We start from the raw sequence: 26,817 nt of genomic DNA on the forward strand, positions 1-26,817 counted from the left end.
GTCCTTCGTCGATGGGGGGCGACCGGCCGGTGAGCCCGGGAGGAGCGCGCCGACCGGTGTCGTTGCCCTATTGTCGCACGTCACCGCGGCCCTGAAAGTGCAATATCCTGCGGTTCCGTTCTCAGGAACCGCAGGATATTGCACTCTCACGGGGAGGGTGGGACGGACGGTCAGACGTCCTTCTTCTCCAGTCCCCGCATGATGTCGTTGAAGGTCTGCGAGGGCCGCATCACCGCGGCGACCTTCTCCTCATCCGGGTGGTAGTAGCCGCCGAGGTCCACCGGCGAGCCCTGCACCGCGAGGAGCTCCTCGGTGATCGCCTGCTCGCTGCTCCGCAGCTGCTCGGCGATCTGGGTGAACGCCTCGGCGAGCTCCCGGTCCTCCGTCTGCTGCGCGAGCTCCTCGGCCCAGTAGAGCGCGAGGTAGAAGTGGCTGCCGCGGTTGTCGATCTCCCCGGCCTTGCGCGAGGGCGAGCGGTTCTCGTTGAGGAACGTCTCCGTCGCGTCGTCGAGGGTGTCGGCGAGCACGCCGGCGCGCGCATTGTCCTCCGAGGTGAACAGGTGGCGGAAGCTCTCCGCGATCGCGAAGAACTCGCCGAGCGAGTCCCAGCGGAGGTGGTTCTCCTCCACGAGCTGCTGGACGTGCTTGGGCGCGGAGCCGCCCGCACCGGTCTCGAACAGGCCGCCGCCGTTGATGAGCGGGACGACGGAGAGCATCTTCGCCGAGGTGCCGAGCTCGAGGATCGGGAACAGGTCGGTGTTGTAGTCGCGCAGCACGTTGCCGGTGACCGAGATCGTGTCCTCGCCGTTGCGGATCCGGTCGAGGGAGAACTGCGTGGCCTCCACCGGGCTCATGATCCGGATGTCGAGGCCCTCGGTGTCGTGCTCCTCGAGGTACTCCTCGACCTTGGCCGTGATGTTGCGGTCGTGGGCGCGGGTCCCGTCGAGCCAGAACACGGCCGGGGTGTCGGACAGGCGGGCGCGGGTGACGGCGAGCTTGACCCAGTCGCGGACGGGGACGTCCTTGGTCTGGCAGGCGCGCCAGATGTCACCGGGCTCGACCTCGTGGCTGAAGAGCACCGTGCCGGCGGAGTCGACGACCTCGACGGTGCCGGCCTCGGTGATCTCGAAGGTCTTGTCGTGGCTGCCGTACTCCTCGGCCTTCTGCGCCATGAGTCCGACGTTGGGCACGGAGCCCATGGTCGTCGGGTCGTAGGCGCCGTGGGCGCGGCAGTCGTCGATGACGGTCTGGTAGATCCCGGCGTAGGAGGAGTCGGGGATGACCGCGAGGGTGTCCGCCTCGCCGCCGTCGGGGCCCCACATCTTGCCGCCGATCCGGATCATCGCCGGCATCGAGGCGTCGACGATGACGTCGCTGGGCACGTGGAGGTTGGTGATGCCCTTGTCGGAGTTGACCTGGGCGAGCGCGGGGCCCTCGGCCATCCCCTGCTCGATCCCGGAGCGCACGCCCTCGGCGACGTCCTGGGGCAGCGCATCGAGGCCGCTGAGGATCGCGCCGAGCCCGTTGTCGGAGGTGAGGCCGGCGGCGGCGAGCTGCTCGCCGTACTGCTCGAAGACCTCGGGGAAGAACGCCTCGATGACGTGGCCGAAGATGATCGGGTCGGAGACCTTCATCATCGTCGCCTTGAGGTGGACGGAGAACAGGACGTCCTGCTCCTTCGCCGCCCGCACCTGCTCGCGGAGGAACGCGTCGAGGGCGGAGGCCTTCATGAAGGTGCCGTCGACGATCTCCCCGGCGAGCACGTCGAAGGTCTTGAGGTCGGTGGTGCCGGCGGCGGTGCGCAGGCGGATGGTGACGGTGTCGGCGGAGTCGAACACGTGCGACTTCTCGTTCGCGCGGAAGTCGTCGGCCGCCATCGTCGCGACGTTCGTCTTCGAATCCTTCGACCACTCGCCCATCGAGTGGGGGTGGGACTTCGCGAAGTTCTTCACGGCCTTCGGCGCACGGCGATCCGAGTTGCCCTCGCGCAGCACCGGGTTGACGGCCGAGCCCTTGACGGTGTCGTAGCGGGCACGGGCGTCCTTCTCCTCGTCCGTCGACGGCTCCTCCGGGTAGTCCGGGATGTCGTAGCCCTGCGACTGGAGCTCGGCGATCGCGGCCTTGAGCTGCGGCACCGAGGCGGAGATGTTGGGGAGCTTGATGATGTTGGCCTCGGGCGACTGGGTGAGCTCGCCGAGCTCGGCGAGCGCATCGTCCATCGCCTGGTCGGCGTTGAGTCGGTCGCCGAACAGGGCGATGATCCGGCCGGCCAGCGAGATGTCGCGGGTCTCGACCTCGACGCCGGCGGTGGTCGCGAAGGCCTCGACGATCGGCTTGAGCGAATAAGTCGCGAGCAGCGGCGCCTCGTCGGTGCGGGTGTAGATGATCTTTGCCATGCGGTGGACAACCTCAGATCGTGTAGGGGGTTTACGCACCGATTCTACTGTGAGGGCGGATCGGTACCATGCTGGAGGGCGTCGGTTCGGGATGCCGCGACAGGGCAGAGGGGAGTGCGCACGGTCATGGCCAAGCTCTATTTCCGCTACGGCGCAATGAATTCCGGCAAATCGACCGCGCTGCTCCAGGCCGCGTTCAACTACGAGGAGCGCGATCAGCGGGTGCTCATCGCCAAGCCCGCCCTCGACACCAAGGGCGACGACGAGGTCGTGTCCCGGCTCGGGGTGCGCAGGCGCGTCGACTTCCTCATCCGCGCCGGGGAGGACGTCGAGCGGCGCTTCCTCGACACCGCCGGGCTCGAGGACCCGTCGGCCCTCCTCACGCACCTCGACATGCCGCTCGCCCCGGTCGCCTGCCTGTTCGTCGACGAGGCGCAGTTCCTCGAGCCGCGCCAGGTCGACGACCTGCTGCGGATCGCGGTCCGCCACGAGGTGCCGGTGATGACCTACGGCATCCGCACGGATTTCCGCACCCGGGCGTTCCCCGGCTCCGCCCGCCTCCTCGAGATCGCGCACACCCTCGAAGAGCTCAAGACGATCTGCCGCTGCGGGCGCAAGGCGCTGTTCAACGGCCGCAAGGTCGAGGGCCGGTTCGTGTTCGACGGCGACCAGGTGGCGATCGACGGCGCGGAGGTGACCTACGAGTCGCTGTGCGCGCACTGCTACGCCGCGGAGTCCGCCGGTCTCCCGCGCGACGCGGACTGACCCGGGCGCGGATGTGCCGGCGGGCCGGGACACCGACGGCCGGCGGACCGGGGATGCCGGGGCCGAGGCGCGGGCCGGATACCGCCGCCCGCGTCCGGACCTGCCGATACAGTAGGGGTGAACCGCCGGAATCAGTGTCGACCCGCTGGGAGTGAAGCGCCGATGTCACAGCTCGCCTACTCGATCATCAACGATGCCGACCCCGCCGCCCCCGTCCTCATCCTCGGTCCCTCGCTCGGCACCACCGGGTCGCTGTGGGCCGGTCCCGCCTACCGTCTGGCCGACGACTTCCGCGTCGTCACCTTCGACCTGCCCGGCCACGGCCGCAGCCCTCGGGTCCCCGGGGTGACGATCGAGCAGATCTGCGACCTCGTCCTCGAGATCGCCGACGAGCTCGGGGCCGACTCCTTCTTCTACGCCGGGATCTCGATCTCCGGCGGGATCGCCCTCGCCCTCTCCCTGCGCGCTCCGGATCGGGTGCGCGCCGCCGCCGCCCTGTGCTGCGCGCCGCGGTTCGGCGATGCCGCGACCTGGGAGCAGCGCATCGCCGACGTCCGCTCCGACGGCACCCGCTCCCTCGTGCCGGACACCGCCGACCGCTGGTTCGCCGCCGGATTCCTCGACGAGGACATCGCGGCCGGGCCGATCGTCCTCGAGATGCTCGCCGCGACGGACGACGCGGGCTACATCGACTGCTGCGAGGCGCTCGCCGGCTTCGACCTCAGCGGCTCCGTGGGAGCGATCACCGTGCCGCTCCTGCTGCTCGCCGGTGCCCAGGACCCGAGCAACCCGCCCGAGGCGATGCGCGCCCTGGCCGAGCAGATCGACGGCTCGTCCTTCGCCGTCGTCCCGGACTCCGCGCACCTGCCCGTCGCCGAGCACCCCGAGCTCGTCGCCGAGCACCTCTCCGGATTCTTCGGCGCCCGGCTCGACTGAGCTCGTCGCCGCCGGCCCGAGCGCACAGCCCGGACCGCCCGATCACCGCTGCCCGACCGATGAGAGCGAAAGAGGACACCATGTCATCGACCCGACCCGCCGGAGAGCACGCGGCGCGCTACGCGCCGCTGCCGCAGGGCGATACGGAGAGAGAATTCAAGTCACCCGGTGAGCGGGCCGAGGGCTTCTCCCTCGGCACCACCCGGATCCGCTGGATCGGATTCGTCGGCGGACTGCTCGCCGCCGTCCTGCTCTGGGTGATCATGCCGGACGACCTGCCGCAGGCCGCGCGCGTCACCGCCGCCGCGGCCGGGCTCATGGCGGTGTGGTGGATGACCGAGGCGATCCCGATCCCGGCGACCGCGCTCGTGCCGCTCGTCGTGTTCCCGCTGCTCGGCGGCACGGAGGAGGAGCCGGCGACGGTGTCCTCGGTCGGGGCGAGCTACGGCTCGGACACGATCTTCCTCTTCATGGGCGGGTTCCTCATCGCGCTCGCGATGCAGCGCTGGAACCTCCACCGGCGGATCGCGCTGTTCGTCCTCTCCCTCATGGGGGAGAGCACCGGGGCGATGATCGCCGGCTTCATGATCGCCACCGGCTTCCTCTCGATGTGGGTGTCGAACACCGCCACCGCGGTGCTCATGCTGCCGATCGGCCTGTCCGTCCTCGTCCTCGTCAACGAGGCGATGGAGAAGGACTCCGACTCCGAATCCCTCGCCGAGGTCAGCGAGGCCGATGAGGCGGACAGGGACTCCGAGGCCGCCGTCGACAGCCCCGGCGGGGAATCGGTGAGATCGAGCGTGCTGCGCTCGAACTTCGGCACCGCCCTCATGCTCGGCATCGCCTATGCGGCCTCCGTCGGCTCGCTCGGCACGATCATCGGCACCCCGCCCAACCTCCTGCTCGTCGGGTACCTCCAGGAGAACCACGACATCACCATCGGCTTCGGCCAGTGGATGCTCGTCGGCGTGCCGCTCTCGCTGGTGATGATGGCGATCACGTGGTTCCTCCTCGTCAAGGTGCTGTTCAAGCCGGAGACCGATCGGATCCCCGGAGGCAGGGACCTCATCGCGGCGGAGAAGGAGAAGCTCGGCGCGATGTCGCTCGGTGAGAAGCTCGTGCTCGCGATCTTCGTCCTCGCCGCCGCCTCGTGGATCACCATCCCGCTCGTGTTCGAGGAGCCGCCGATCTCCGACGCCGGGATCGCGATCGTCGTCGGCATCCTCCTCTTCATCGTCCCCGCCGGCGCCGAGCGCGGGGTCCGGCTGCTCGACTGGGAATCGGCCGTCGAGCTCCCGTGGGGCGTGCTGCTCCTGTTCGGCGGCGGCCTCGCGCTGTCCGCCCAGTTCTCGTCCTCCGGGCTCACCGACTGGATCGGCGAATCGGCGCAGGGCCTGGCGGGCGTGCCGGTCCTCGTCCTCGTCCTCATCCTCGCCGCAGGCATCCTGCTGCTCACCGAGATCACCTCGAACACGGCGACGGCCGCGACGTTCCTGCCCGTGGTGGGCGGGGTCGCCGTCGGCCTGGAGATCGATCCGCTGCTGCTGACCATCCCGGTCGCCCTCGCGGCGACCTGCGCCTTCATGCTCCCGGTGGCCACCCCGCCCAACGCGGTGGCCTACGGATCGGGCTACGTCACGATCGCGCAGATGGTCAAGGGCGGCGTGCTGCTCAACCTCGCCGGTGTCGTCCTCATCACCCTGGTGACGATGACCCTGGCCACCTGGGTGTTCGGCATCGCCTACTGACCGCTCCGGCGCACCGCGCCGAGCACCTCTGCACCGACCCACCGTCCGCACCGAAACACGACCAGGAGACCCAGTGCCCCGACTCTTCGACCCCATCACCCTGCGCGGCCTCACCGTGCGCAACCGGATCTGGCTCGCGCCCATGTGCCAGTACTCGTGCGAGGCCCGCGACGGCGTGCCGACCGACTGGCACCTCGTCCATCTCGGCGCCCGGGCGCAGGGCGGGTTCGGGCTCATCATCACCGAGGCCGCGGCCGTCGTCCCCGAGGGCAGGATCTCGCCGCAGGACGCCGGGCTGTGGAACGACGAGCAGGCGCAGGCATGGTCGCGGGTCGTCGAGTTCGTCCACTCGCAGGGGGCGGCGATCGCCGTGCAGCTCGCCCACGCCGGACGCAAGGCGAGCACGTACCGGCCGTTCGTCGGCGAGCCCACCGGTTCGGTCCCCGAGTCCGAGGGCGGCTGGCAGGCGGTCGGACCGACGGAGGCCCCGTTCGAAGGGCTCGCCGCACCGCGCGCCCTGACGGTCGCGCAGATCGAGGAGGCGGTCGCCGCCTTCGGCGCGGCGGCGGCTCGCGCCGAGCGCGTCGGCTTCGACGCCGTCGAGATCCACGCCGCCCACGGCTACCTCATCCACGAGTTCCTCTCGCCCCTGTCGAACACGCGCAGCGACGAGTACGGCGGCTCCCTCGAGAACCGCGCCCGGTTCCTGTTCGAGGTCGTCGAGGCGGTGCGCGCGGAGGTCCCGGACACCATGCCGGTGCTCGTGCGGATCTCCGCCTCGGAGTGGACCGAGGGCGGCTTCGACGTCGCGGAGGCGACCGAGATCGCCGTGCGGCTCCAGACCGCCGGGGTCGACCTCGTCGATGTGTCGAGCGGCGGCAACGTGCTCGCCGACATCCCGCTCGGCCCGTCCTACCAGGTCCCGCTCGCCGGGGAGATCGCCGCGGCCGGGGTCACCACCGGCGCCGTCGGACTCATCACCGAGCCCGCCCAGGCCGAGGGGGTGCTCGTCACCGGCGACGCCGACGTCGTGCTGCTCGCCCGGGCCGCGCTGCGGGAGCCGAGCTGGCCGCAGCGCGCCGCCCATGCGCTCGGGGTCGGCTGGCGCGAGGCCCCGTACCCGCCGCAGTACACCCGCGGGAAGTGGTGAGGAGCCCGGACCGAACCCGGGGCACGATCACACGGTGCCCGGCAGCACCGGGGCCACCCGCAGAACCCGATACGACCACAGGAGGAGAACCATGGAACCGCTCGCACTCAGCGACGTCGTCATCCGCGCGACGTCCGTCTCCGACATGGAGAACAACGTCTACCTGCTCACCGCGCGCACGAGCGGTGAGCAGGTGATCATCGATGCCGCCGACGACGTCCCCGCGATCCGGGAGCTGTTCGCCGCAGGGGCCGAGGACTCCGCGCACAGCACCCGCGTCACCACGGTGCTCACCACCCACCGCCACTGGGACCACGTGCGGGCGCTGCGCGAGACCGCCGCGGAGCACGACGCGCGGACGCTGGCCGGGGAGAACGACGCGGACGCGATCGAGGAGGAGTCCGGCGCCCGGATCGACGAGCGGATCGCCCACGGGGACACGCTCGAGTTCGCCGGGTTCCGGCTCGAGGCCGTCGAGCTGCGCGGCCACACGCCGGGCTCCATCGCGTACGTGCTCCGGGACTCCGGCGGCACGACCGTGATCTTCTCCGGCGACAGCCTGTTCCCGGGCGGGCCGGGGAAGACGTGGAGCGCTGAGGACTTCGAGTCGCTCATCACCGACCTCGAGGAGCGGATCTTCGACCGCTTCGACGACGAGGTCCGGGTGCTGCCCGGGCACGGGGACACGACGACGCTCGGAGCGGAGCGCCCGCAGCTCCCGGAATGGCGCGACCGGGGCTGGTGATCAGTCCCCGCGCGCGTCGGCCCGGCCGGCGCGCGCGGTGTGCTTCTCCACGCTCTGCCGCAGGGCGAAGACCAGCGAGGCGGCCATGATGAAGATCATCGCACCGATCTCCCCGATGACCTCGAGCAGGGTGACTCCGTAGCGCACCCGCTCCGGCCAGCCCCACAGACCCGACGCCGGGTGGAGCATGTCGAGGATCGCGGCGAAGAACACGAGGGCGGCGAGCCCGCCGACGATGACCCACGCCTGTCGGCGCGCGCGCTTCCCGGTGAAGAACCAGGTGATCGCGAGCGCCAGGAGAACCGGGATCCCCATGAGTCCGCAGGCGAGCAGCTCGCCGAAATCCTGTCCGCGCAGGCCGAACCCGGACTCGAAGCCGAGGCGATCGGCGAGCGCGCCGCCCCAGTTCTCGTGGAGCTCGAGGCTGTCGTCGGCGATGACGACGAGGAAGGACGCTGCGATCGCATAGTGGACCCAGGCCCGCGGCAGGTGGAGTGCGGTGTAGATCAGGGCTGCGGCGGCGACGAGGAGCTGGAGGTAGCCGAGCGTCTCGCCGAAGCCGCGGTCCCGGTCGGCGTTGAACAGCGGATTCGCGAAGGCGGGGAACGCCCCGCGCGTCGTGTTGAGCCGGTGGAGCATGCCGAACCCGATGAGCACAGCGAGGACGATCACCGAAGCGATGATCGCTGCCCACCACCAGACCGCCCGCCGACCGAGCAGGTCGCGGACAGGTGTTCGAACATTTGAGATCTGCATGACGGACCAGCCTATCGGTCGTCCGGGCCCGAGGTGCGGGCCGGTGGGGGCGTGTCGATGGATCGGGGGGCCGGATCTCCCGGCGGGCGGTGGTGGACCGAGTGCCGGCCGTAGCGGGGGCGGCCCTGAATGAACACGAACCACAGGCAGGAGAGCATGATCACACTGATCGAAGCGAGCTCCCCCGCGGATTCGGCGAGGTCGAGGAGGTACCGCTGTCGGACGGTCCACCCCCACCAGTAGGACGCCTGGGTGAGCATGTCGACTCCGGCGGCGAACACTGCGATGAGTGCGATCCCGGCGATGACCACCCAGGCCTGACGGCGGGCGTGCACGGAGGAGAACCACCACGCGAAGACCAGCGCGATGAGCACGGGCAGCCCCATGAGACCCCAGGCCATGAGCTCGCCGATGTCGTGACCGCGGACGCCGAGCATGTGGGGGATGGCGAACCGGTCGGACAGCGCTCCGCCCCAGTTCTCGTGGAGCTCGAAGGAGTCGTCGATGATGATCCAGACGAGGTCGCGGCGAGCACGAGGTGCGTCCAGGCGCGGCGCTGCCGCAGGGCGACGCAGACGAGGGCGAGGGCGAGCGCCGTCCACCATCACGGCGCCCACCGGCCGAGCCGACGCGCCCCGCGTGGGCCGACCGGGCCGGAGGCAGGGCGCCGGGTCGTATGCCTGGTCCCGGAACCTGCCAGCGAGGATCGACGTCGCTGTCCATTCATAACCGTAAGGCTATGCATTTGCGATGAGACGAGAATGAGACGAAATGCGGGGTGTCTCATTCTCGTCTCATCCGTGCCGACCGCGGCCGCAGCGGGTCGACCAGGGGTGCGCCGGGACGCGGTGTGCCGGGGACCTCAGGGAGTCGGCATGCCCCCGTTGACGTTGAGCGTCTCACCGAGCACATAGCTCGACTCCGGTGAGCTGAGGAACACATAGGCGGGTGCGAGCTCGGTGGGCTGGCCGGCACGGCCGAGCGGTGTGCTCTTCCCGAACTCCGGCAGCGCCTCCTTCGGCTGCCCGTCCGACACCTGGAGCGGGGTCCAGATCGGCCCGGGGGCCACCGCGTTGACGCGGATGCCCTGCGGGGCGAGCGACTGGGCCAGACCCTTGGTGAAGTTGTTGATCGCCGCCTTGGTCGAGGCGTAGTCGAGCAGATGGGCCGAGGGCTCGTAGGCCTGGACCGAGGTCGAATTCACGATCGTCGACCCCGGCGGCATGTGCTCCACCGCCGCCTGGGAGATCCGGAAGATCGCGTGGATGTTCGTCGCGAAGGTCTGCGTCCACTGCTCGTCGGGGAGTTCGGCGAACTCCTCGACGGCGATCTGCCGACCCGCGTTGTTGACGAGCGCATCGAGGCCGCCGAGCGCCTCGACCGCCTGCTCGACGAGCGTGGTGCAGAAGGCGGGGTCGGAGATGTCCCCGGGGAAGAGGAACGCGCGGCGCCCGGAGTCCTCGATGAACCCCTTGATCTCCTGGGCGTCGGCCTCCTCCGCCGGGAGGTACGACAGTGCGACGTCGGCGCCTTCGCGGGCGAAGGCGATCGCGACGGCGGCGCCGATGCCGGAGTCGGCGCCGGTGATGAGGGCCCGCCTGCCCTCGAGGCGGCCGGTCCCGCGGTACGAGTGCTGTCCGCGGTCGGTCTGCGGAGCGAGCTGCTGGTCGAGGCCCGGCTCGGGCTGATCCTGCTGCGGCGGTGAGATCTCCGGGAAGCGGGTGACGGGGTTCTGGAAGGTGAGCTGGTCGGTGTGCTGGGTGTCGGTCATGGGAGCCTCCTCAGGAACCGAAGATGCCGACGGCATAGGCGATGAACAGGAACACCAGTGCGGCGACCACGAGGACGATCGCGATCACGGGACCCTTCGAGCCCGACGACGAGGCCTCGGGCTGGTGAGGCGGGGTCGAGGTCGCCGACTGCGACTCCGGCGGAGTGTCGCCGGGCCGGACGCCGCCCCCGGGTTCGAGGTCGGCATCCCCGCGTGGGTCGGGGTCGAGGTTCGGGTTCTGCTCCGTGTGCTCGGTGTTCATCGGATCGGGGGTGCTGCGGGGGTCGTTCGTGCTCATATCGCACTCGTCCTCTCCGCGGCCGACGAGCGGGACGGCCGCACGTGGACCCGGTCCGGACGACCGGGTGGGATCACGGCTCCCATCCTACTCGCGCAGACCGCGGCCAACAATGGTTCATGGGACAAGTTCCCTTGTGATTTCTGAGATGGCCCCGTCAGCGGTGCGCACGCTCGGTGTCAGGGCTGGACATGGTGTTCCTTCCGGGGATCGAGGACGACTTTGATGCACCCGTCGGACTTCTGCTGGAACATCGCGTACGCCTGCGGTGCGGCCCCGAGCGGCACCCGGTGGGTGACGAGGTCATCGATCCCGAGCGGATCGGCAGGGTCCTCGACGAGCGGCAGCAGATCGTCGATCCAGCGCTTGACGTTGCACTGGCCCATCCGCAGCTGGATCTGCTTGTCGAACAGCGTGAGCATCGGCATCGGGCTCGCCTGACCGCCGTAGACGCCGCTGAGCGAGACGGTGCCGCCGCGGCGTACGAGGTCGATCGCGGCGTGGAGGGCGGCCAGCCGGTCGACGCCGCCGGTCTCCATGAGACGCCGGCCCAGGGCATCGGGCAGCAGGCCGACGGCTGCGTGTGCAGCGCCGCCGAGAGGGGACCCATGCGCCTCCATGCCGACGGCATCGACGACGGCGTCGGGGCCGCGGCCGCCGCACACCTCCCGGATCGCCGCGATCGTGTCGGACCCGGGGTCGAACACCTCGACCCCGTGGCGCGCGGCCATCTCCCGCCGTTCGGGCACCGGGTCGATGCCGAACACGCGGGCCCCCCGGTGCACGCCGATCCGCGCCGCGAACTGGCCGACCGGACCGAGGCCGAGCACGGCGAGGGTGTCCCCGGCCCCGACACCGGCGTACCTCACCCCCTGCCACGCCGTGGGGAGGATGTCGCTGAGGAAGAGGTAGCGATGGTCGGGCAGCTCCGTGCCGACCCGAATCGGTCCGAAGTCCGCGTGCGGGACGCGCAGGAACTCGGCCTGGCCGCCCGGCACGGAGCCGTAGAGGCGCGAGTAACCGAACAGCGCCGCGCCCGATCCGTGGCTCCTCACCTGGGTGGTCTCGCACTGGGAGAACAGCCCGCGCTCGCACATCCAGCACCGGCCGCAGGAGATCGTGAAGGGCACGACCACGCGATCGCCGACCGCCAGTCGGGTGTCCCTCCCGGCCTCGACCACGATCCCCATGGGTTCGTGTCCGACGATGTCACCGGGATCCATGAACGGGCCGAGCACCTCGTAGAGATGGAGGTCCGAACCGCAGATTGCAGTCGATGTTACCTCGATGATCGCGTCGTCGGGCTGCTGCAGCACGGGGTCCGGAACGGTCTCCACGGCGACCTTCCGTTTGCCCTGCCAGGTCACCGCCCTCATGATCCGCCCTCCGCGCGGTCCTCGGCCATGACGTCGCGGAGCAGGCCCAAAGCATGCTCCTGGGTCTGCGTCAGCACCTGAAGCGGCCCGCCGTCGAAGCGGTGGAGCGCGGTGCGCGTGCGGCCGCGGACGTCGACCGCGAGCCAGGTGGTGCCCGGTGGCTTGCCCTCCTGATCCCCGGGGCCCCCCGCTCCGGAGGCGGCGACGACGGCATCGGCGCCCATCAGCCGGGCCGCTCCGGCGGCCATCGCGGTTACGGCGGCCTCGCTGATCACCGGGCCCTCCGGGACTCCGAGGGCACTGTGTTTGACCGCGCTCTGGTAGCTCACCACGGCTCCGGCGAACCATTCCGAGGATTTCGGGGCGGCGGCGAACTGCACGGCGATCTTCCCGCCGGTGAGCGATTCGGCGACCGCGACGGTGAAATCGTGGGCGAGGGCGAGCCGCGCGATCTCCTCGGCGGTGTCGGCAGCTGCGGTCTCGGTGTCCTGCGGGGATGGCATCGGGTCTCCTTGGGTGCGTCGTGTTGTGGGTGCGTCGTGCTGGTCGGTGTCGGCCGGTCCGAGCGTATCGCGGTCGGTGCGAAACGCCCGCGCCCGGGCATAGGCATGGACCTCGTCGAGGATCGCGAGCTGCGCATCGACCTGCCGGGTCAGGCCGGCGAATGTGCTCGGATCGAGATCGAGCAGGTGGGCGTTGGTCTCCAGCGTCTGCCAGCCGCCGCGCTTGCCGACCACCGCGCTGCGCATGAGCTCGGCCTCGAGCACGAGGGTCATGGGGGATCGGGAGAGCAGGGTGCCGTTGGTCTTGAGGCGCGCGGCTCTCTCCCCGGCCCACGACAGCGCCTGACGGTGAGGGAGCTGTTTGAGCCCGAGTCGCCGGATGATCCGGCGGAGGAGCTCGCGCTCGCCGCGGATCTCCTCGGCGAGGGAGGACAGGCGGGCGAACACCGGCGAGTCCGCGTAGGCCTCGGCCATCCGCTCGATCCGCTCCACGCCCGCGGTCGCGCCGGTGAGGTGATCGGAGAGGTACAGGCCCAGGAGGTCCCGGTCGACGACCGCGGCGATCGCCGGCGTTCCCTCGTCACGATCCCGATCCGGGCCGCCCACGGCAGTCCGCAGTCGGCGCTCGTCGCGCGGCCGGAGCGGCACGGAGTCGCCGCCCTGTCCCTCGGACAGGGCGGCCAGCAGCTCCTCGAGCGTCTCCGCAGCGGTGTGCTGCGGCTCCCAGGCGAGCTCTCTGCGGGCGCGGGAGCCGTCCATCACCGGGACCTGCATCCCCATGTCGAGCCACCCCGGATCCGCCGGCACGGCTCCGGTCCGATGGGCGGCGGCAAGGGCGGCGCGCACCGCCCCCACCGGCAGCTCGACGAAGCGTCCGTGATCGACGAGGTCGGCGAGCTCCTGAGCGCCGAGCACGTCATCGGTGCAGATGTTGAACGCACCGGGAGCGCGCGTGGCCACGGCCGCCGCATAGGCGCGGCCGACATCGGCGGAGTGCACCGCCTGGACGCGCAGCCCCTTCGGCACCGGCAGAGCCGGCAGGCGCCCGACGCGCAGGGCCTGCACCGGTGCCAGGTCCCCGAGGAAGTACCGCTGGATCTCCGAGGCGGCCGCGGCCTGGAAGGTCAGGGCGGGCCGCAGACGGGTGAGGAGGATCTTCGGGTGGGCGGCGGCGAACTCGTCGAGCAGCCGTTCCTGGGCCGCCTTGTCGACGCTGTAGTGCGAACTCGGGATGCCTCCGCGCGGCCAGGTCTCGTCGTGCGGCCGGTCGTCCTGGGCCGGCGAGTACGCGCCCACCGACGAGGCCACGACGAGGTGCGGCACGCCGGCCGCGGCGACGGCGCGGGCGACGTGCGCGGTGCCCTCGACGTTGACCCGGCGCAGCAGCTCTCGGTCCGAGTTCGGCTGGATGAGCCAGGCGAGATGGACGACCGCGTCGATCCCGGAGAACGCTCGAGTGAGCTGCGCGACGGCGGCGTCGGGATCGAGCGCGGCCCCGATGTCGATCGACATCCACTGGCACGCGCTGTAGGGAGGACGGGACTCGTCCGGCATCCGGCGGGCGATGCCGAGGACCTCCGCCACCTCCGGGTGCTCGTGCAGCGCGGTGAGCACTGCGGTTCCGACGTTGCCGGTGGCGCCGACGACTGCGACTCGCATGGGATCCTCTCGGTCGAGCGGCAGTGCGACGAGCACCACCGGGTGCACCGAACCTACCGCGTGCCCGCCCGACGTGTCGAGGGTTCGAGCATCAAGCTTCCTTGTGATTCCTCCGGGCGTTCAGAGCGTCGCGAGGCCGATCGCGAACCAGCCGGAGGCGAGTGCGAGGAGGACGAGGTTGGGGACGTTCCAGCGGGACTCGACCCCGGTCCCGGGGACCGCGGCGGGGGCGGTGGCCGAGGCGGCGCGCGCCTCGTGCACGGCGGCGATCTGCGGCGAGGTGCGGGCGGTGACCGTCGGCCGGGCGCCGGCCCGCCGGACGACCCGGCGGCCGGCCGCCGGGAGGGCCCAGGCGGCGATCGGTCGGCCGTCGGCGCGCTCGACGCTGAGCCCGAGGCGCTCGTCGATCCCGGTGATCGCCGGCCACGGGACTTCGTGGCTGCGCAGCGGGTTGGCGATCCACAGCCCGTGCGGGGCGATCCGCAGGTGCGGGTGGCCGTAGAGGACCCAGGCGAGGACGGCCGGGCCGACGGCGATCCCCGCGAGCCCGGCGGCGCGCCCCGGAGGCGCCTGGAGCATCACCGTGACGAGGGCGATCGCGCAGGTCAGACCCACTGCGGAGACGATGAGGCGGGAGCCGCCGGTGCGCAGCACCGAGGGCTGCGGCGAGGGCGGGGGAGGGGTGTGCGCGGTCATGGCTCCGGCTCGGCTCGGACGGTGTCTCGAATTGATAACGATCGCCCGATTATTCCGGCATATGAGACGCGAATCACACGCGGCGCATTAGTGTCCTCATCAATTCGTGTTGTGTTCCGACCACTGTAGTTGACCGCTCGATGAGCGCACGGTGGAGCACGACACCTGGTCGGACCTGCAGGTCCACGAACCCTCGAGGGAGCGAACACGGTGAAGAGACGACTTCTCGCAAGCGGAGCAGGCCTGGCGGCCGCCGCACTGGTGCTCAGCGCATGCACCCCGCCCGGCGGCGGCAGCGGCGGCGACGGCGGAGGAGAGGGCGGCGGTGAGGGCGGCGGCGACTCCGTCATCAACGTCGGCTGGAACGAGCCCTTCCGCTCGACGAACACCATGACCGCCAACGGCAACGCGGTGGCCAACTCGATCGTCACGTACATGATGAACGACAACTTCAAGTACTACGACGACAACCTCGAGCTGCAGGACGGCACGCTCGGCACCGTCGAGCAGGTCTCCGAGGATCCGCTGCAGGTCAAGTACACCCTCAACGCCGACGCCGCGTGGTCCGACGGCACCCCGATCGACGCCGCCGACCTCGTGCTCACCTGGGCCGCGCAGTCGGCGAACTTCAACACCGTCGAGTCGAACAACGACGACGAGGGCAACGTCCAGGAGAACCCCGAGGGCACCGTCTACTTCGACTCCTCGAACATCGGCCCCGGCCTCATCGAGGACTTCCCGGAGATCTCCGAGGACGGCAAGGAGATCACCTTCGAGTACTCCAAGCCCTTCGCCGACTGGGAGACCTCGCTCGGTCTCGGCGGCGACGGCATCGGCGTGCCCGCCCACATCGTCGGCAAGAAGGCCCTCGGCACCGAGGACGCCGCGGCGGCGAAGCAGGAGATCCTCGACGCGCTCGAGAACGAGGACGCCGAGGCGCTGTCTAAGATCTCGAACACGTGGAACACCGCGTTCGACTTCACCTCGCTGCCCGACGACCCCGATCTCCTCGTCCACAACGGTCCCTACAAGATGACCGCCTTCGAGGAGGGCCAGTACCTCACCCTCGAGGCCGACGAGAACTACTGGGGCCCGACCGAGACCCAGGTGCAGACCGTCACCTTCCGGTACAACGAGGACCCGATGGCGATGGTTCAGGCGATCGAGAACGGCGAGGTCGACATCACCCAGCCGCAGGCCACCGCGGACGTCCTCCAGGCGGCCGAGGGGATCGAGGGCGTCACCGTCGACACCGGCGACGGCGCGACCTACGAGCACGTCGATCTCACATTCAATAACAACGGCCCCTTCGACCCGGCGACCTACGACGGCGACGAGGAGAAGGCCAAGAAGGTGCGCCAGGCGTTCCTCATGACGATCCCGCGCGAGCAGATCGTCGAGACGATCATCAAGCCGCTCAACGACGCCGCGGTCGTCCGCGACTCGCTCTATCAGGTGCCCGGCGCACCGATGTACGACGGCGTGGTGGAGAACAACGGCAGCGACATGTACCCGGCGGCCGCCGACATCGAGGGCGCCAAGGCGCTCCTCGAGGAGGCCGGCGTCGAGGCGCCCGAGGTGCGCTTCCTCTACGGTGCGTCCAACCAGCGCCGCGCCCAGCAGTTCCAGCTCATCAAGGAATCCGCTGAGGAGGCCGGCTTCACCGTGATCGAGGACGGTGACGACAACTGGGGCACCCGCCTCGGCGACGGCACCTACGACGCCTCGCTCTTCGGCTGGCAGTCGACCACCACCGGTGTGTCGGACGTCGACGCCAACTGGCGGTCCGGAGCGCAGAACAACTACGGCGGCTTCAGCAGCGAGGAGGTCGACGGGATGCTCGACGATCTCCTCAGCGAGACCGACGAGGCCGCGCAGGAGGAGGGCATCGCCGAGGTCGAGCGGGCCCTGCTCGAGGACGGCTTCGGTGTGCCGATCTTCCAGCACCCCGAGCTCCTCATCTACCGCGACCGCGTCCAGGGCGCCAGCTCCACCACGGTGTCCCCGACGATGTTCTGGAACTACTGGGAGTGGCAGGTCTCCTGATCACGCCCGGTCCGCGGGCCGTGAGGCCCCGCGGTACCCTCCGTCCGCCGCGTGATCGGACCCGGTGGCGTCACCCCGTTCCACGGGTGGCGCCACCGGTGAGGTTCACCGGCCCAGAGCCCGCCGGAAGCCCCTATGCTCACATTCCTGCTCCGCCGATTCCTGTCCTCGGCCCTCGTCCTGCTCGTCGTCTCCTTCGTCATCTATCTGCTGCTCGACGCGGCGATGGACTACTACTACGACCTGCGGACCTCGACCTCGCCGAACATCGCCGCGCTCTACGAGAGCCGCACCCGCCTCCTCAACCTCGACACCCCCGTCATCGTCCGCTACTTCCTGTGGCTCGGCGGCGTCGGCGGGTGCCTCATCGGCTCCTGCGACCTCGGAACCGCGTGGCAGAGCGGCCAGGAGGTCACCTCGATGCTCCCGGGCGCGATCGGCAACACGATCAAGCTCGTCACCGCTGCCACGATCGTCTCGATCGTGCTCGGCATCGGCGTCGGCATGATCTCCGCGATCCGCCAGTACACCGGCTTCGACTACTTCATCACCTTCGTCTCCTTCCTCCTCTACTCGCTGCCGGTGTTCTGGGTCGCGGTGCTGCTCAAGCAGTACGGGGCCATCCGCTTCAACAACTTCCTCGGCGACCCGGCGGTCGGCTGGACGCCGATCATCGTCCTCACCGTGTTCGCCGGCCTGTTCTGGATGGCCGCGCTCGGCGGAACCGCGAAGCGGCGGCTCATCACTTTCCTCGTCGCCGCCGCCGCGACCTTCGCGACGATCTACTACATCCTCGCCACCGGCTGGTTCCAGAGCCCGAGCGTCGGCATCGTCGGCGTCGCCGTCACCGGCCTCGCCGCGGCGATCGTCGTCGTGTTCCTGTCGACCGGCCTGAAGAACCGCCGCTCGCTCTTCTCCGGGCTCACCGTCGCGGTGCTCGGCATCGCGCTCTACATCCCGCTCCAGTGGCTCTTCTACTACGTGCCGATGAACTGGTTCCTCGTCCTCGGCCTCGCCGTCGTCACCGTGCTCGTCGGCCTCGGGGTGGGGCTGGCGTTCGGCGGCCCGGACAAGTGGGCCTCGGCGCGCACCGGCGCGATCATCGCCGTGATCATCTCCGTCGTCGTGTTCTTCGACCGGGTCTTCCAGGAGTGGGGCGCCTACAACCGGCACCCGGCGATCAACGGCCGGCCGGTCGCCACGATCGGCGCCTCGACGCCGAACATCGAGGGGAGCTTCTGGTTCCTCAACCTCGACACCTTCACCCACCTGCTGCTGCCGTCGATCGCACTCATCCTCATCTCCTTCGCCACCTACACCCGCTACACCCGCGGGTCGATGCTCGAGGTGATGAATCAGGACTACATCCGCACCGCCCGGGCCAAGGGGCTCGGTGAGCGCACGGTGATCATGCGGCACGCGCTGCGCAACGCGCTGCTGCCGCTCGCCTCGATCATCCCGGTCGACATCATCACCCTCATCGGCGGCGCCGTCATCACCGAGACGATCTTCGGCTGGAACGGGATGGGCAAGATGTTCATCGATGCGATGAACCGCAACGAGCTCGAACCCGTCATGGCCTACATCCTCATCACCGGCATCCTCGCGATGGTCGCCAACCTCGTCGCCGACTTCCTGTACGCCGTCCTCGATCCGCGAATCCGGGTGCAAGCATGAGCACACCACTGAAAACCCACGACACCCCCGAGGCCCACGGCGACGGGGAGAACAGCTCGATCGAGCTCAAGGAGACCGAGGGCCTGTCCCAGTCGGCCATCGTGTGGCGCAAGTTCATCCGCCACACCGGTGCGATCGTCGGGTTCACCGTGCTCGGGCTCGTCGCGCTGCTCGCCTTCACCTCGCAGGGGGTCGGTCCGATCCCGGGCTGGTGGATCCACGGCCATCAGTCGTCGAACCCGGTGATCAACCCCTCCGGCGCACCCACGTGGTCGCTCGCCGATCCGTTCGACCTTGGACCGCACCCGTTCGGGCAGGACGACATCGGCCGCGACAACTTCGCGCGGGTGATGAAGGGCACCCAGATCTCGATCATGGTCATGCTCATCATCGGCGCGATCTCCATGGTCATCGGCACCGTCGTCGGCGCGCTCGCCGGGTTCTACCGCGGCTGGCTCGACGCCGCCCTCATGCGGATCACCGACGGCTTCATCATCCTGCCGACGATCGTCGTCGGCGCGATCCTCGGCAAGCTCGTGTCGAACTCGAACGCCGTCATGCTCGGCGTGGCGCTCGGCGCGATCCTGTGGACCGGCCTCGCCCGCCTGGTGCGCGGCGAGTTCCTCGCCCTGCGCGAGCGCGAGTTCGTCGACTCCGCGCGCGTCGCCGGCGCCTCGGACTTCCGGATCATGTTCAAACACATGCTCCCCAACGCGCTCGGCGTCGTCATCGTCAACACCACGCTGCTCATGAGCCAGGCGATCGTGCTCGAGACGGCGCTGAGCTTCCTCGGGTTCGGCATCCGCTCGCCCGAGGTGTCGCTCGGCGCGCTCATCAACGAGTACCAGACCGCGTTCTCCACCCGCCCCTGGCTGTTCTGGTGGCCGGGCCTGTTCATCATCGTCATCGCGCTGTGCATCAACTTCATCGGCGACGGCCTGCGCGATGCGAACGACCCCCGTCAGAAGAAGATTCCCAGTCAGCGCCAGATGGACCGGGCGGCGAAGCGGGAGGCCGAGGCGCCCGCCGCCGGCGGCATCCGCGGCGACGCCGCGACCCATCCGAACACTGCCGAACCGGGCCCGCGCCCGACGGAGGAATGACATGTTGGACACCACAGACGCAGTAGCGGCCGGCGCGCCCGTGCTCTCGGTGCGCGACCTCGGGGTCCGCTTCTGGGTGGGCGGCGAATGGTTCACCGCCGCGGAGAACATCAGCTACGACGTCCACCCCGGCGAGGTCCTCGCGATCGTCGGCGAGTCCGGTTCGGGCAAGTCGCAGTCGTCGATGTCGCTCATCGGGCTGCTCCCGGCCAACGGGCGGGCCTCCGGGTCCGCGAAGCTCCGCGGCCGCGAGCTCATCGGGATGCCGCAGTCGCAGATGCGCGAGGTCCGCGGCGACGACATCTCGATCATCTTCCAGGAGCCGATGACCGCCCTCAACCCGGTCTACACCGTGGGCTACCAGATCGTCGAGACGCTGCGCACGCACTTCGACATGGGGCCGAGCGCGGCCAAGGAGCGGGCGCTCGAGCTCATGCGGCTCGTCGAGATCCCGGACCCGGAGAAGCGCTTCTCCTCCTTCCCGCACCAGCTCTCCGGCGGCCAGCGGCAGCGCATCATGATCGCCCAGGCGCTCGCCTGCGATCCCACGCTGCTTATCGCCGACGAGCCGACCACCGCGCTCGATGTCACGGTGCAGGCGGAGATCCTCAAGCTCATGCGCGACCTGCGCGAGCGGATCGACTCCGGGATCATCCTCATCACCCACGACATGGGCGTCGTCGCCGACATGGCCGACCGGATCATCGTCATGCGCAACGGGCGCGTCGTCGAGGCCGGCACCTCGGCGGAGATCTTCGGCGCCCCCCAGCACCCCTACACTCGCCAGCTCCTCGACTCCGTGCCCCACCTCGGGGCGAACGTGCGCGGCGGGGCGCTCGGCGGGATCGACCTCGCGGCGATGTCGGAGGACCCCGACCACACGGTGGTCGCGGCGGACCGGGAAGCCGAGACCGCCCCGCTCGAGGTGTCCCTCGACTCCACCGACATGCTCGTCCACCCGGGTGGGGAGAGCTCAGACACGGGGGTGCCGGCGCTGCGCCTGCGCGGGGCGTCCATCGAGTACCCGGCGAGCGGTCGGCAGAAGGCGTTCCGCGCCGCCCACCGGATCGACCTCGGGATCGGACCCGGCGAGGTCATCGGCCTCGTGGGGGAGTCCGGTTCCGGCAAGACGACGATCGGGCGCGCCGCGCTCGGCCTGCTGCCGGTGGTCGAGGGCTCGATCGAGGTCGTCGGCACCGACATCACGGGGCTGAAGAACTCCCAGCTGCGCAAGCACCGCCGCGACGTCGGGATCGTGTTCCAGGACCCCGGCTCCTCGCTCAACCCGCGCCTGCCGGTGGGGGAGAGCATCGGGGAGCCGCTGCTCCTCCACGAGAACCTCAAGGGCAGGCCGCTGAGCGACCGGGTGGAGGCGCTCCTCGACTCCGTCGAGCTGCCGCGCTCCATGCGCAACCGCTACCCGCACGAGCTGTCCGGCGGCCAGCGCCAGCGGATCGGCATCGCCCGCGCGCTCGCGCTCAAGCCCAAGCTCCTCATCGCCGACGAGCCCACCTCCGCGCTCGACGTGTCGGTGCAGGCGAAGGTGCTGCGGCTGTTCTCCGACCTCCAGGCCGAGTACGGCTTCGCCTGCCTGTTCATCTCCCACGACCTCGCGGTGGTGGAGAGCGTGGCGGCGCGGATCGCGGTCATGCGCCACGGCCACATCGTCGAGGTCGGGCCGTCGTCGGCGGTGATCTCCGCCCCGCTCCACCCCTACACGCGCCGGCTGCTCGCCGCGGTGCCGGTGCCCGATCCCGAGGAGCAGCGCCGCCGCCGCGAGACCCGCGACGCGATGCTCGAGGCGACCGCGGAGTGAGGCCGTCCCGGCCGGAGCGCCGCGGCGGGTCCCGCACCGCACGCGTCGTCCGGCCGGGCCCGGCGACCCTATACTGGACTGTTGGACACCTGACTGCATCTCCAAAGGGAATCGATGACTGAACTCACCTCACGCCGCGCCGACCGCCGCAACGTCGCGATCGTCGCGCACGTCGACCACGGCAAGACCACCCTGGTCGACGGCATGCTCCGCCAGGCCGGCGCCTTCGGCGACCACGGCGAGGTGCTGGAGCGGGTCATGGACTCCGGCGACCTCGAGCGCGAGAAGGGCATCACGATCCTCGCGAAGAACACCTCGATCAGCTACAGCGGCCCCTCGGCCGACGGCGAGACCATCATCATCAACGTCATCGACACCCCCGGCCACGCCGACTTCGGCGGCGAGGTCGAGCGCGGCCTGTCGATGGTCGACGGCGTGGTGCTCCTCGTCGACGCCTCGGAGGGCCCGCTGCCGCAGACCCGGTTCGTGCTGCGCAAGACGCTCGCCGCGAAGAAGCCGGTGATCCTCGCGATCAACAAGACCGACCGGCCCGACGCCCGCATCGACGAGGTGCTCGAGGAGGCGCAGGACCTGCTCCTCGGCCTCGCCGGCGATCTCGTCGACGAGGTCCCCGACATCGACCTCGACGCCGTCCTCGAGGTGCCCGTCGTCTACACCTCCGGCAAGGCCGGGCGCGCCTCGACGCACCAGCCCGCCGACGGCGAGCTGCCCGACACCCCGGACCTCGAGCCGCTGTTCGCGACCATCCTCGAGCACATCCCGGCACCGGCCTACAACGACGACGGGGTCCTCCAGGCCCACGTCACCAACCTCGACGCCTCGCCGTTCCTCGGCCGTCTGGCGCTCCTGCGGATCTACGGCGGCACCCTGCGCAAGGGTCAGCAGGTCGCGTGGATCCAGGGCGACGGGACGGAGAAGACCGCGAAGATCACCGAGCTCCTCGAGACCCAGGGCCTCGACCGGGTGCCGGCCGAATCCGCCTCCGCCGGAGACATCGTCGCGATCGCCGGCATCCCGGAGATCATGATCGGCGACACGATCACCGACCCCGAGGACCCGCGCCCGATGCCCGCGATCACCATCGACGATCCCGCGATCTCGATGACGATCGGCATCAACACCTCGCCGCTCGCCGGGCGCGAGAAGGGCACGAAGGTCACCGCCCGGATGGTCAAGGACCGCCTCGACGCCGAGCTCGTCGGCAACGTGTCCCTGCGCGTCCTGCCCACCGAGCGCCCCGACGCCTGGGAGGTCCAGGGCCGCGGCGAGCTCGCACTCGCGATCCTCGTCGAGCAGATGCGCCGCGAGGGCTTCGAGCTCACCGTCGGCAAGCCGCAGGTCGTCACCCAGGAGATCGACGGGGTCGTCCACGAGCCGCTCGAGCACGTGACGATCGACGTCCCGGAGGAGCACCTCGGCGCCATCACCCAGCTCATGGCCGCCCGCAAGGGCACGATGGAGACGATGTCGAACCACGGCAGCGGCTGGGTCCGGATGGAGTTCAAGGTGCCGGCCCGCGGTCTCATCGGCTTCCGCACCCGCTTCCTCACCGAGACCCGCGGCACCGGCATCTCGAACTCGATCTCCGCCGGCCTCACCCCGTGGGCCGGGGCGATCGAGCTGCGGACCAACGGCTCGCTCGTCGCCGACCGCCCCGGTGCGGTCACCCCGTTCGCGATGATCAACCTCCAGGAGCGCGGCACGTTCTTCGTCGAGCCCACCTCCGAGGTGTACGAGGGCCAGGTCGTCGGCGAGAACTCGCGCAGCGATGACATGGACGTCAACATCACCAAGGAGAAGAAGCTCACGAACATGCGCTCGGCGACCGCCGACTCGTTCGAGAACCTCACCCCGCCGCGCAAGCTCACGCTCGAGGAGAGCCTCGAGTTCGCCGGCAACGACGAGTGCGTCGAGGTCACCCCGGGCACCGTGCGGATCCGCAAGGTCGTGCTCGACCAGAAGGAGCGGCAGAAGCTCTTCAACGCCCGCCGTCGCCAGAACGCATGACCGTTCGCCCCGCCGCTGCCGCCACCCGCTCGCTGTCCGCGGCCGAGGCGCGCGTCCTGTTCGTCCACGCCCACCCGGACGACGAGTCGATCCTGACCGGCGGGACGATGGCGCAGCTGGCCGCCGCCGGCGCGGCCGTCACCCTCCTCACCGCCACCCGCGGCGAGGGGGGCGAGGTCATCGGGGAGGAGCACGCCGCGCTGTTCGGGGACCGCCCGGGGCTCGCCGCCCACCGCGAGACCGAGCTCGCCGCCGCCGTCGCCGCGCTCGGCGTGAGCGACCACCGGTTCCTCGGCGACGGGGAGGCCGGGGGCGCGCGCGGCGGTCTGCCCGCCCGCCGCTTCGAGGACTCCGGCATGGAGTGGGGTCCTGACGGCCACGCCCGGGAGCCCGCCGAGATGCCGGCCGCGGCGCTCTGCCGCACCCCGGTGGGCGAGGTCGCCGCCTACATCCGCGAGGTCGTCCGCGACGTCGACCCCCACCTCGTCATCACGTACTCCGACGGCGGCGGCTACGGCCACCCCGATCACCGGCACGTCCACCGCGCCACCGTCGCGGCGCTGCGCGGGATCGTGCCCGCACCGGGGGAGCCGGGTGCCGCGGCGGCCGCGGTCCCCGCCGCCCACACCCCGCCGGTGCTCCTCTTCGCCGACACCCCCGCCGAGGTCGCCGCCCAGGCCTTCGACCCGCAGCGCCCCGGCTTCGACCTCACGGGTTTCGCGCCGGCCGAATCGATCCCGACGATCGCCGCCGAGGCGCCCATCAGCGTCATCGAGGACGTGTCCGCCTTCGCCGGGGCCAAGGCCATGGCGATGGCCGCCCACGCCACCCAGGTCACCGTCGCCGGGGAGTTCTTCGCCCTGTCGAACGGGGTCGGGCAGCATATCGGCGACGTCGAGTACTACACGTCCGCCGCGTTCCCCGGACCCGTTCCGGATCCGCACGGCCCCTACGAATCCGTGCTCGACACCGTGCGCGTCCCGCTCGCCCCGGCGGCAGCGGTGGGCGAGCGCGACGAGCGCGGGCCGGGCGCCGCAGGTTCCGATGCCGCGGCAGGCGCTGCGGGTGCCGGTGCGGCCGCCGGGACGACCGCGGGCTCCGACTCGGCGGACGCCGCGGGAACCCGCCGGAAGGTCGGTGTGGGCGCTGCGATCCATGCGATCATCGTCGGCGTGCTCATCGGCGCGCTCGGGACCGCTCAGCACCTCAACGCGACCGCGGTCGACCTCGCCGGGCAGGACGTCGTCGTCCCCTGGGGGCTCGTGCTCGCCCTGGTCCTCGTCACCGCCGGGCTGTGGCACATCGCCACGCTCTACCGGTCGACCGGGCTCGTCGTGCTCACCGCCGCGGTGGTCTCCGGCATCGGGTTCCTGTTCGGGCAGCCCGCACTGCTGCCCGGCAGCGATCTCCTCGTCACCGGCTCGCTGCGAAGCATCACCTGGATCTTCGCGCCGATGATCATCGCCGCGATCCTCGCGTTCACCCTGCCCGCGCTGCGCCGCCGGCGGTCCGCTCCCGAACAGCAGTCGTCAGCTGACCGAAACTGAACAGAGATCGGACAGGTGACCCTGCTGTAGTAGATTGTGCTGGACCGTCCGCCCGCACACCTCGACAGTGAGACCTCCATGGCCGCCCGCTCCGCAGCGCCGAACCGCGCCCGCACCACCGCTCTCGTCCTCCTGGGCGTCGTCGTGCTGCTCGCCGTCGTGTACGTCGTCGCGGCCTTCTTCGCCGCGCGGCAGATGCCCTCCGAGGCCTCCGTGGGCGGGGTCGACATCAGCGGACAGAGCGAGGAGGAGGCCGTCGCCACCCTCGAGCGCGAACTCGGTCCGCGGGCCGCGGAGGAGTTCCGGCTGCAGGCCGGGGACATGGAGGCGACCGTCGTCCCGGCCGACGCGGGTCTGAGCTTCGACGCGGCCGCCACGATCGCCGGCATCACCGACTTCACCCTCGACCCGCGGGTGGTCGTGGAGAAGCTGTTCGGCGACCGCGTCTACGATCCCGCGCTCGTCGTGGACGAGGACGCCTTCACCCCTGTCGCGCGCACCGTCGCCGAGGACTTCACCGTCGACCCCGTGGACGCGGAGCTCGCGTTCGACGACGGGGAGATCGCGCTGAGCGAGGGCGAGGCCGGCACGGTGGTGACGGAGGACATGATCCGCACCGCCGTCGCCGAGCAGTGGCTCCGCAGCGAGGACGCACTCGCCGTGCCCGCCGAGGAGACCGCGCCGGACATCACCACCGAGGAGGCGCAGACCGCGCGCACCGAGGTGGCCGAGCCCGCGATCAGCGGCGACGTCACCCTGCGTGCCGCCGAGCAGGACGAGGAGGGACAGCCCGTGGGCGAGCCCTCCGAGCTCGTCGTGACCCCGGAGATCATTGCGAGCACCCTGTCGTTCGAGGCCCACGTGGGCGCGCTGCGCCCGGTCCTCGACGTGGAGAAGCTCAAGACCGCGGTGCTCGAGGACAACCCCGACGTCGGTGCCGAGGCGAAGGATGCGAGCTTCCGGATCGTCGACGGGAAGCCCGAGGTCGTCCCCGGCGAGAGCGGCATCTCGGTGGAGGAGCAGGAGCTCGCCGACGCGGTGCTGCCCGCACTGACGTCCGAGGAGCGCAGCGGCGAGGTGGCGCTCAAGGAGTCCGAGCCGGAGTTCACCACGGAGGAGGCCGAGGAGGCCGAGGTCAGCGAGGAGATCTCCGCGTTCTCCACCTCGTACAGCTCCGAGCCGAACCGCGACACCAACCTCCGGGTCGCCGCGGAGAAGGTGTCCGGCACCGTCGTGCAGCCCGGTGAGCAGTTCAGCCTCAACGAGGCGATCGGCCAGCGCACGGCGGCCAACGGCTACCGCCCGGCCGGTGTGATCTCCGGCGGGCAGATGAAGGAGGACTACGGCGGCGGCGTGTCCCAGGTGTCGACCACGCTGTTCAACGCCGCGTACTTCGCCGGGTTCCAGCTCGACGAGCACCAGGCGCACTCCCGCTACATCTCCCGCTACCCGGAGGGCCGGGAGACCACCCTCGACTGGCAGTCGATCGACCTCAAGTTCACCAACGATTCGGAGACCCCGGTGGTGCTCGACATGTACCTCGCCGGGGGAGAGGTCCACGCCCGCGTGTTCGGCGTCAAGACCGTCGACGTCGAGTCCTCCTCATCGGGTCGCTTCGCCTTCATCTCGCCGTCGACGATCACCGAGTCCGGTCCGAGCTGCCGTCCGCAGTCGGCGCGCGAGGGCTGGTCGATCACGATCTCGCGCACGATCAAGGACCACGACAGCGGCTCGGTCGTCAAGCGCGACGAGTTCACCACCGTCTACCGGCCGGTCAACCGGGTCGTCTGCGAGTAGCCGG

The 26,817-nt window shown here is 70.4% G+C and carries 20 protein-coding genes; 12 read left to right on the forward strand and 8 right to left on the reverse strand.

Annotated elements, in window-relative coordinates:
- Window positions 1–170: 170 nt before the first annotated feature.
- Entirely contained in the window at window positions 171–2,396 is a 2,226-nt protein-coding gene (locus MTQ12_RS06430; protein ID WP_247425235.1) for an NADP-dependent isocitrate dehydrogenase, read from the reverse strand.
- 126 nt (window positions 2,397–2,522) lie between these two features.
- On the opposite strand from MTQ12_RS06430, the gene MTQ12_RS06435 reads away from it, so the two are divergent.
- The 5 genes from MTQ12_RS06435 to MTQ12_RS06455 all read left to right on the forward strand — a co-directional run bounded on the left by MTQ12_RS06435 (window position 2,523) and on the right by MTQ12_RS06455 (window position 7,740).
- Entirely contained in the window at window positions 2,523–3,161 is a 639-nt protein-coding gene (locus tag MTQ12_RS06435) for a thymidine kinase (RefSeq protein WP_137319341.1), read from the forward strand.
- A gap of 162 nt (window positions 3,162–3,323) precedes the next feature.
- Window positions 3,324–4,097 (forward strand): alpha/beta fold hydrolase, encoded by a 774-nt coding sequence (locus MTQ12_RS06440; protein WP_247425236.1) that lies wholly within the window; start codon window positions 3,324–3,326, stop codon window positions 4,095–4,097.
- 80 nt (window positions 4,098–4,177) lie between these two features.
- Window positions 4,178–5,845 (forward strand): DASS family sodium-coupled anion symporter, encoded by a 1,668-nt coding sequence (locus MTQ12_RS06445; protein WP_247425237.1) that lies wholly within the window; start codon window positions 4,178–4,180, stop codon window positions 5,843–5,845.
- A gap of 73 nt (window positions 5,846–5,918) precedes the next feature.
- The gene (locus tag MTQ12_RS06450; protein WP_247425238.1) at window positions 5,919–6,995 is read left to right on the forward strand and encodes an NADH:flavin oxidoreductase/NADH oxidase; all 1,077 of its coding nucleotides are present in this window, start codon (window positions 5,919–5,921) and stop codon (window positions 6,993–6,995) included.
- Between the two features lie 91 nt (window positions 6,996–7,086).
- Window positions 7,087–7,740, forward strand: a complete 654-nt coding sequence (locus tag MTQ12_RS06455; RefSeq protein ID WP_137319345.1) for an MBL fold metallo-hydrolase — start codon at window positions 7,087–7,089, stop codon at window positions 7,738–7,740.
- Here MTQ12_RS06455 and MTQ12_RS06460 read toward each other — a convergent pair whose 3' ends face one another.
- From MTQ12_RS06460 to MTQ12_RS06490, 7 genes are all read right to left on the reverse strand, one after another.
- Complete coding sequence (locus MTQ12_RS06460) at window positions 7,741–8,496, reverse strand: hypothetical protein (RefSeq protein WP_247425239.1); 756 nt, start codon at window positions 8,494–8,496, stop codon at window positions 7,741–7,743.
- An 11-nt stretch (window positions 8,497–8,507) separates the two neighbouring features.
- Window positions 8,508–9,113, reverse strand: coding sequence for a hypothetical protein (locus tag MTQ12_RS06465; protein WP_247425241.1), 606 nt, complete (start codon window positions 9,111–9,113; stop codon window positions 8,508–8,510).
- Between the two features lie 245 nt (window positions 9,114–9,358).
- Complete coding sequence (locus MTQ12_RS06470; RefSeq protein ID WP_137319347.1) at window positions 9,359–10,267, reverse strand: SDR family oxidoreductase; 909 nt, start codon at window positions 10,265–10,267, stop codon at window positions 9,359–9,361.
- Between the two features lie 10 nt (window positions 10,268–10,277).
- Window positions 10,278–10,565 (reverse strand): DUF6480 family protein, encoded by a 288-nt coding sequence (locus tag MTQ12_RS06475; protein ID WP_217494841.1) that lies wholly within the window; start codon window positions 10,563–10,565, stop codon window positions 10,278–10,280.
- Window positions 10,566–10,744: 179 nt separating this feature from the next.
- Window positions 10,745–11,941, reverse strand: coding sequence for a zinc-dependent alcohol dehydrogenase (locus MTQ12_RS06480; RefSeq protein ID WP_247425244.1), 1,197 nt, complete (start codon window positions 11,939–11,941; stop codon window positions 10,745–10,747).
- Window positions 11,938–14,103, reverse strand: a complete 2,166-nt coding sequence (locus MTQ12_RS06485) for a nicotinamide-nucleotide amidohydrolase family protein (RefSeq protein WP_247425246.1) — start codon at window positions 14,101–14,103, stop codon at window positions 11,938–11,940. Before MTQ12_RS06485 ends, MTQ12_RS06480 begins: the two co-directional genes overlap by 4 nt.
- Window positions 14,104–14,223: 120 nt before the next feature.
- Window positions 14,224–14,799: a PH domain-containing protein gene (locus MTQ12_RS06490; RefSeq protein ID WP_137319351.1), complete on the reverse strand. Its 576-nt coding sequence runs from the start codon at window positions 14,797–14,799 to the stop codon at window positions 14,224–14,226.
- A gap of 210 nt (window positions 14,800–15,009) precedes the next feature.
- Here MTQ12_RS06490 and MTQ12_RS06495 point away from each other — a divergent pair, with 210 nt between their 5' ends.
- From MTQ12_RS06495 to MTQ12_RS06525, 7 genes are all read left to right on the forward strand, one after another.
- Window positions 15,010–16,845: an ABC transporter family substrate-binding protein gene (locus MTQ12_RS06495; RefSeq protein WP_247425249.1), complete on the forward strand. Its 1,836-nt coding sequence runs from the start codon at window positions 15,010–15,012 to the stop codon at window positions 16,843–16,845.
- 135 nt (window positions 16,846–16,980) lie between these two features.
- Complete coding sequence (locus tag MTQ12_RS06500) at window positions 16,981–18,522, forward strand: ABC transporter permease (protein WP_137319352.1); 1,542 nt, start codon at window positions 16,981–16,983, stop codon at window positions 18,520–18,522.
- Window positions 18,519–19,625 (forward strand): ABC transporter permease, encoded by a 1,107-nt coding sequence (locus MTQ12_RS06505; protein WP_247425251.1) that lies wholly within the window; start codon window positions 18,519–18,521, stop codon window positions 19,623–19,625. Before MTQ12_RS06500 ends, MTQ12_RS06505 begins: the two co-directional genes overlap by 4 nt.
- Window position 19,626: 1 nt before the next feature.
- Window positions 19,627–21,441: an ABC transporter ATP-binding protein gene (locus tag MTQ12_RS06510; RefSeq protein WP_247425253.1), complete on the forward strand. Its 1,815-nt coding sequence runs from the start codon at window positions 19,627–19,629 to the stop codon at window positions 21,439–21,441.
- Between the two features lie 114 nt (window positions 21,442–21,555).
- Window positions 21,556–23,469, forward strand: a complete 1,914-nt coding sequence (gene typA / locus MTQ12_RS06515; protein WP_137319355.1) for a translational GTPase TypA — start codon at window positions 21,556–21,558, stop codon at window positions 23,467–23,469.
- Complete coding sequence (locus MTQ12_RS06520) at window positions 23,466–25,016, forward strand: PIG-L family deacetylase (protein ID WP_247425255.1); 1,551 nt, start codon at window positions 23,466–23,468, stop codon at window positions 25,014–25,016. The genes typA and MTQ12_RS06520 overlap by 4 nt, the downstream gene beginning before the upstream one ends.
- A gap of 78 nt (window positions 25,017–25,094) precedes the next feature.
- A complete protein-coding gene (locus MTQ12_RS06525; protein ID WP_247425257.1) occupies window positions 25,095–26,813 on the forward strand; it encodes a VanW family protein in 1,719 nt (572 codons plus the stop codon).
- Window positions 26,814–26,817: the final 4 nt, after the last annotated feature.

It is taken from the genome of Brevibacterium sp. R8603A2, from assembly GCF_023072605.1.
In the GTDB taxonomy this organism is placed as follows: Bacteria; Actinomycetota; Actinomycetes; order Actinomycetales; family Brevibacteriaceae; genus Brevibacterium; species Brevibacterium pityocampae.

Coding starts and splice junctions, on each gene's coding strand:
- MTQ12_RS06430 (WP_247425235.1), bottom strand. CDS start 2,396: ATGGCAAAGATCATCTACACCCGCACCGACGAGGCGCCGCTGCTCGCG.
- MTQ12_RS06435 (WP_137319341.1), top strand. CDS start 2,523: ATGGCCAAGCTCTATTTCCGCTACGGCGCAATGAATTCCGGCAAATCG.
- MTQ12_RS06440 (WP_247425236.1), top strand. CDS start 3,324: ATGTCACAGCTCGCCTACTCGATCATCAACGATGCCGACCCCGCCGCC.
- MTQ12_RS06445 (WP_247425237.1), top strand. CDS start 4,178: ATGTCATCGACCCGACCCGCCGGAGAGCACGCGGCGCGCTACGCGCCG.
- MTQ12_RS06455 (WP_137319345.1), top strand. CDS start 7,087: ATGGAACCGCTCGCACTCAGCGACGTCGTCATCCGCGCGACGTCCGTC.
- MTQ12_RS06460 (WP_247425239.1), bottom strand. CDS start 8,496: ATGCAGATCTCAAATGTTCGAACACCTGTCCGCGACCTGCTCGGTCGG.
- MTQ12_RS06470 (WP_137319347.1), bottom strand. CDS start 10,267: ATGACCGACACCCAGCACACCGACCAGCTCACCTTCCAGAACCCCGTC.
- MTQ12_RS06475 (WP_217494841.1), bottom strand. CDS start 10,565: ATGAGCACGAACGACCCCCGCAGCACCCCCGATCCGATGAACACCGAG.
- MTQ12_RS06480 (WP_247425244.1), bottom strand. CDS start 11,941: ATGAGGGCGGTGACCTGGCAGGGCAAACGGAAGGTCGCCGTGGAGACC.
- MTQ12_RS06485 (WP_247425246.1), bottom strand. CDS start 14,103: ATGCGAGTCGCAGTCGTCGGCGCCACCGGCAACGTCGGAACCGCAGTG.
- MTQ12_RS06490 (WP_137319351.1), bottom strand. CDS start 14,799: ATGACCGCGCACACCCCTCCCCCGCCCTCGCCGCAGCCCTCGGTGCTG.
- MTQ12_RS06500 (WP_137319352.1), top strand. CDS start 16,981: ATGCTCACATTCCTGCTCCGCCGATTCCTGTCCTCGGCCCTCGTCCTG.
- MTQ12_RS06505 (WP_247425251.1), top strand. CDS start 18,519: ATGAGCACACCACTGAAAACCCACGACACCCCCGAGGCCCACGGCGAC.
- MTQ12_RS06510 (WP_247425253.1), top strand. CDS start 19,627: ATGTTGGACACCACAGACGCAGTAGCGGCCGGCGCGCCCGTGCTCTCG.
- typA (WP_137319355.1), top strand. CDS start 21,556: ATGACTGAACTCACCTCACGCCGCGCCGACCGCCGCAACGTCGCGATC.
- MTQ12_RS06520 (WP_247425255.1), top strand. CDS start 23,466: ATGACCGTTCGCCCCGCCGCTGCCGCCACCCGCTCGCTGTCCGCGGCC.
- MTQ12_RS06525 (WP_247425257.1), top strand. CDS start 25,095: ATGGCCGCCCGCTCCGCAGCGCCGAACCGCGCCCGCACCACCGCTCTC.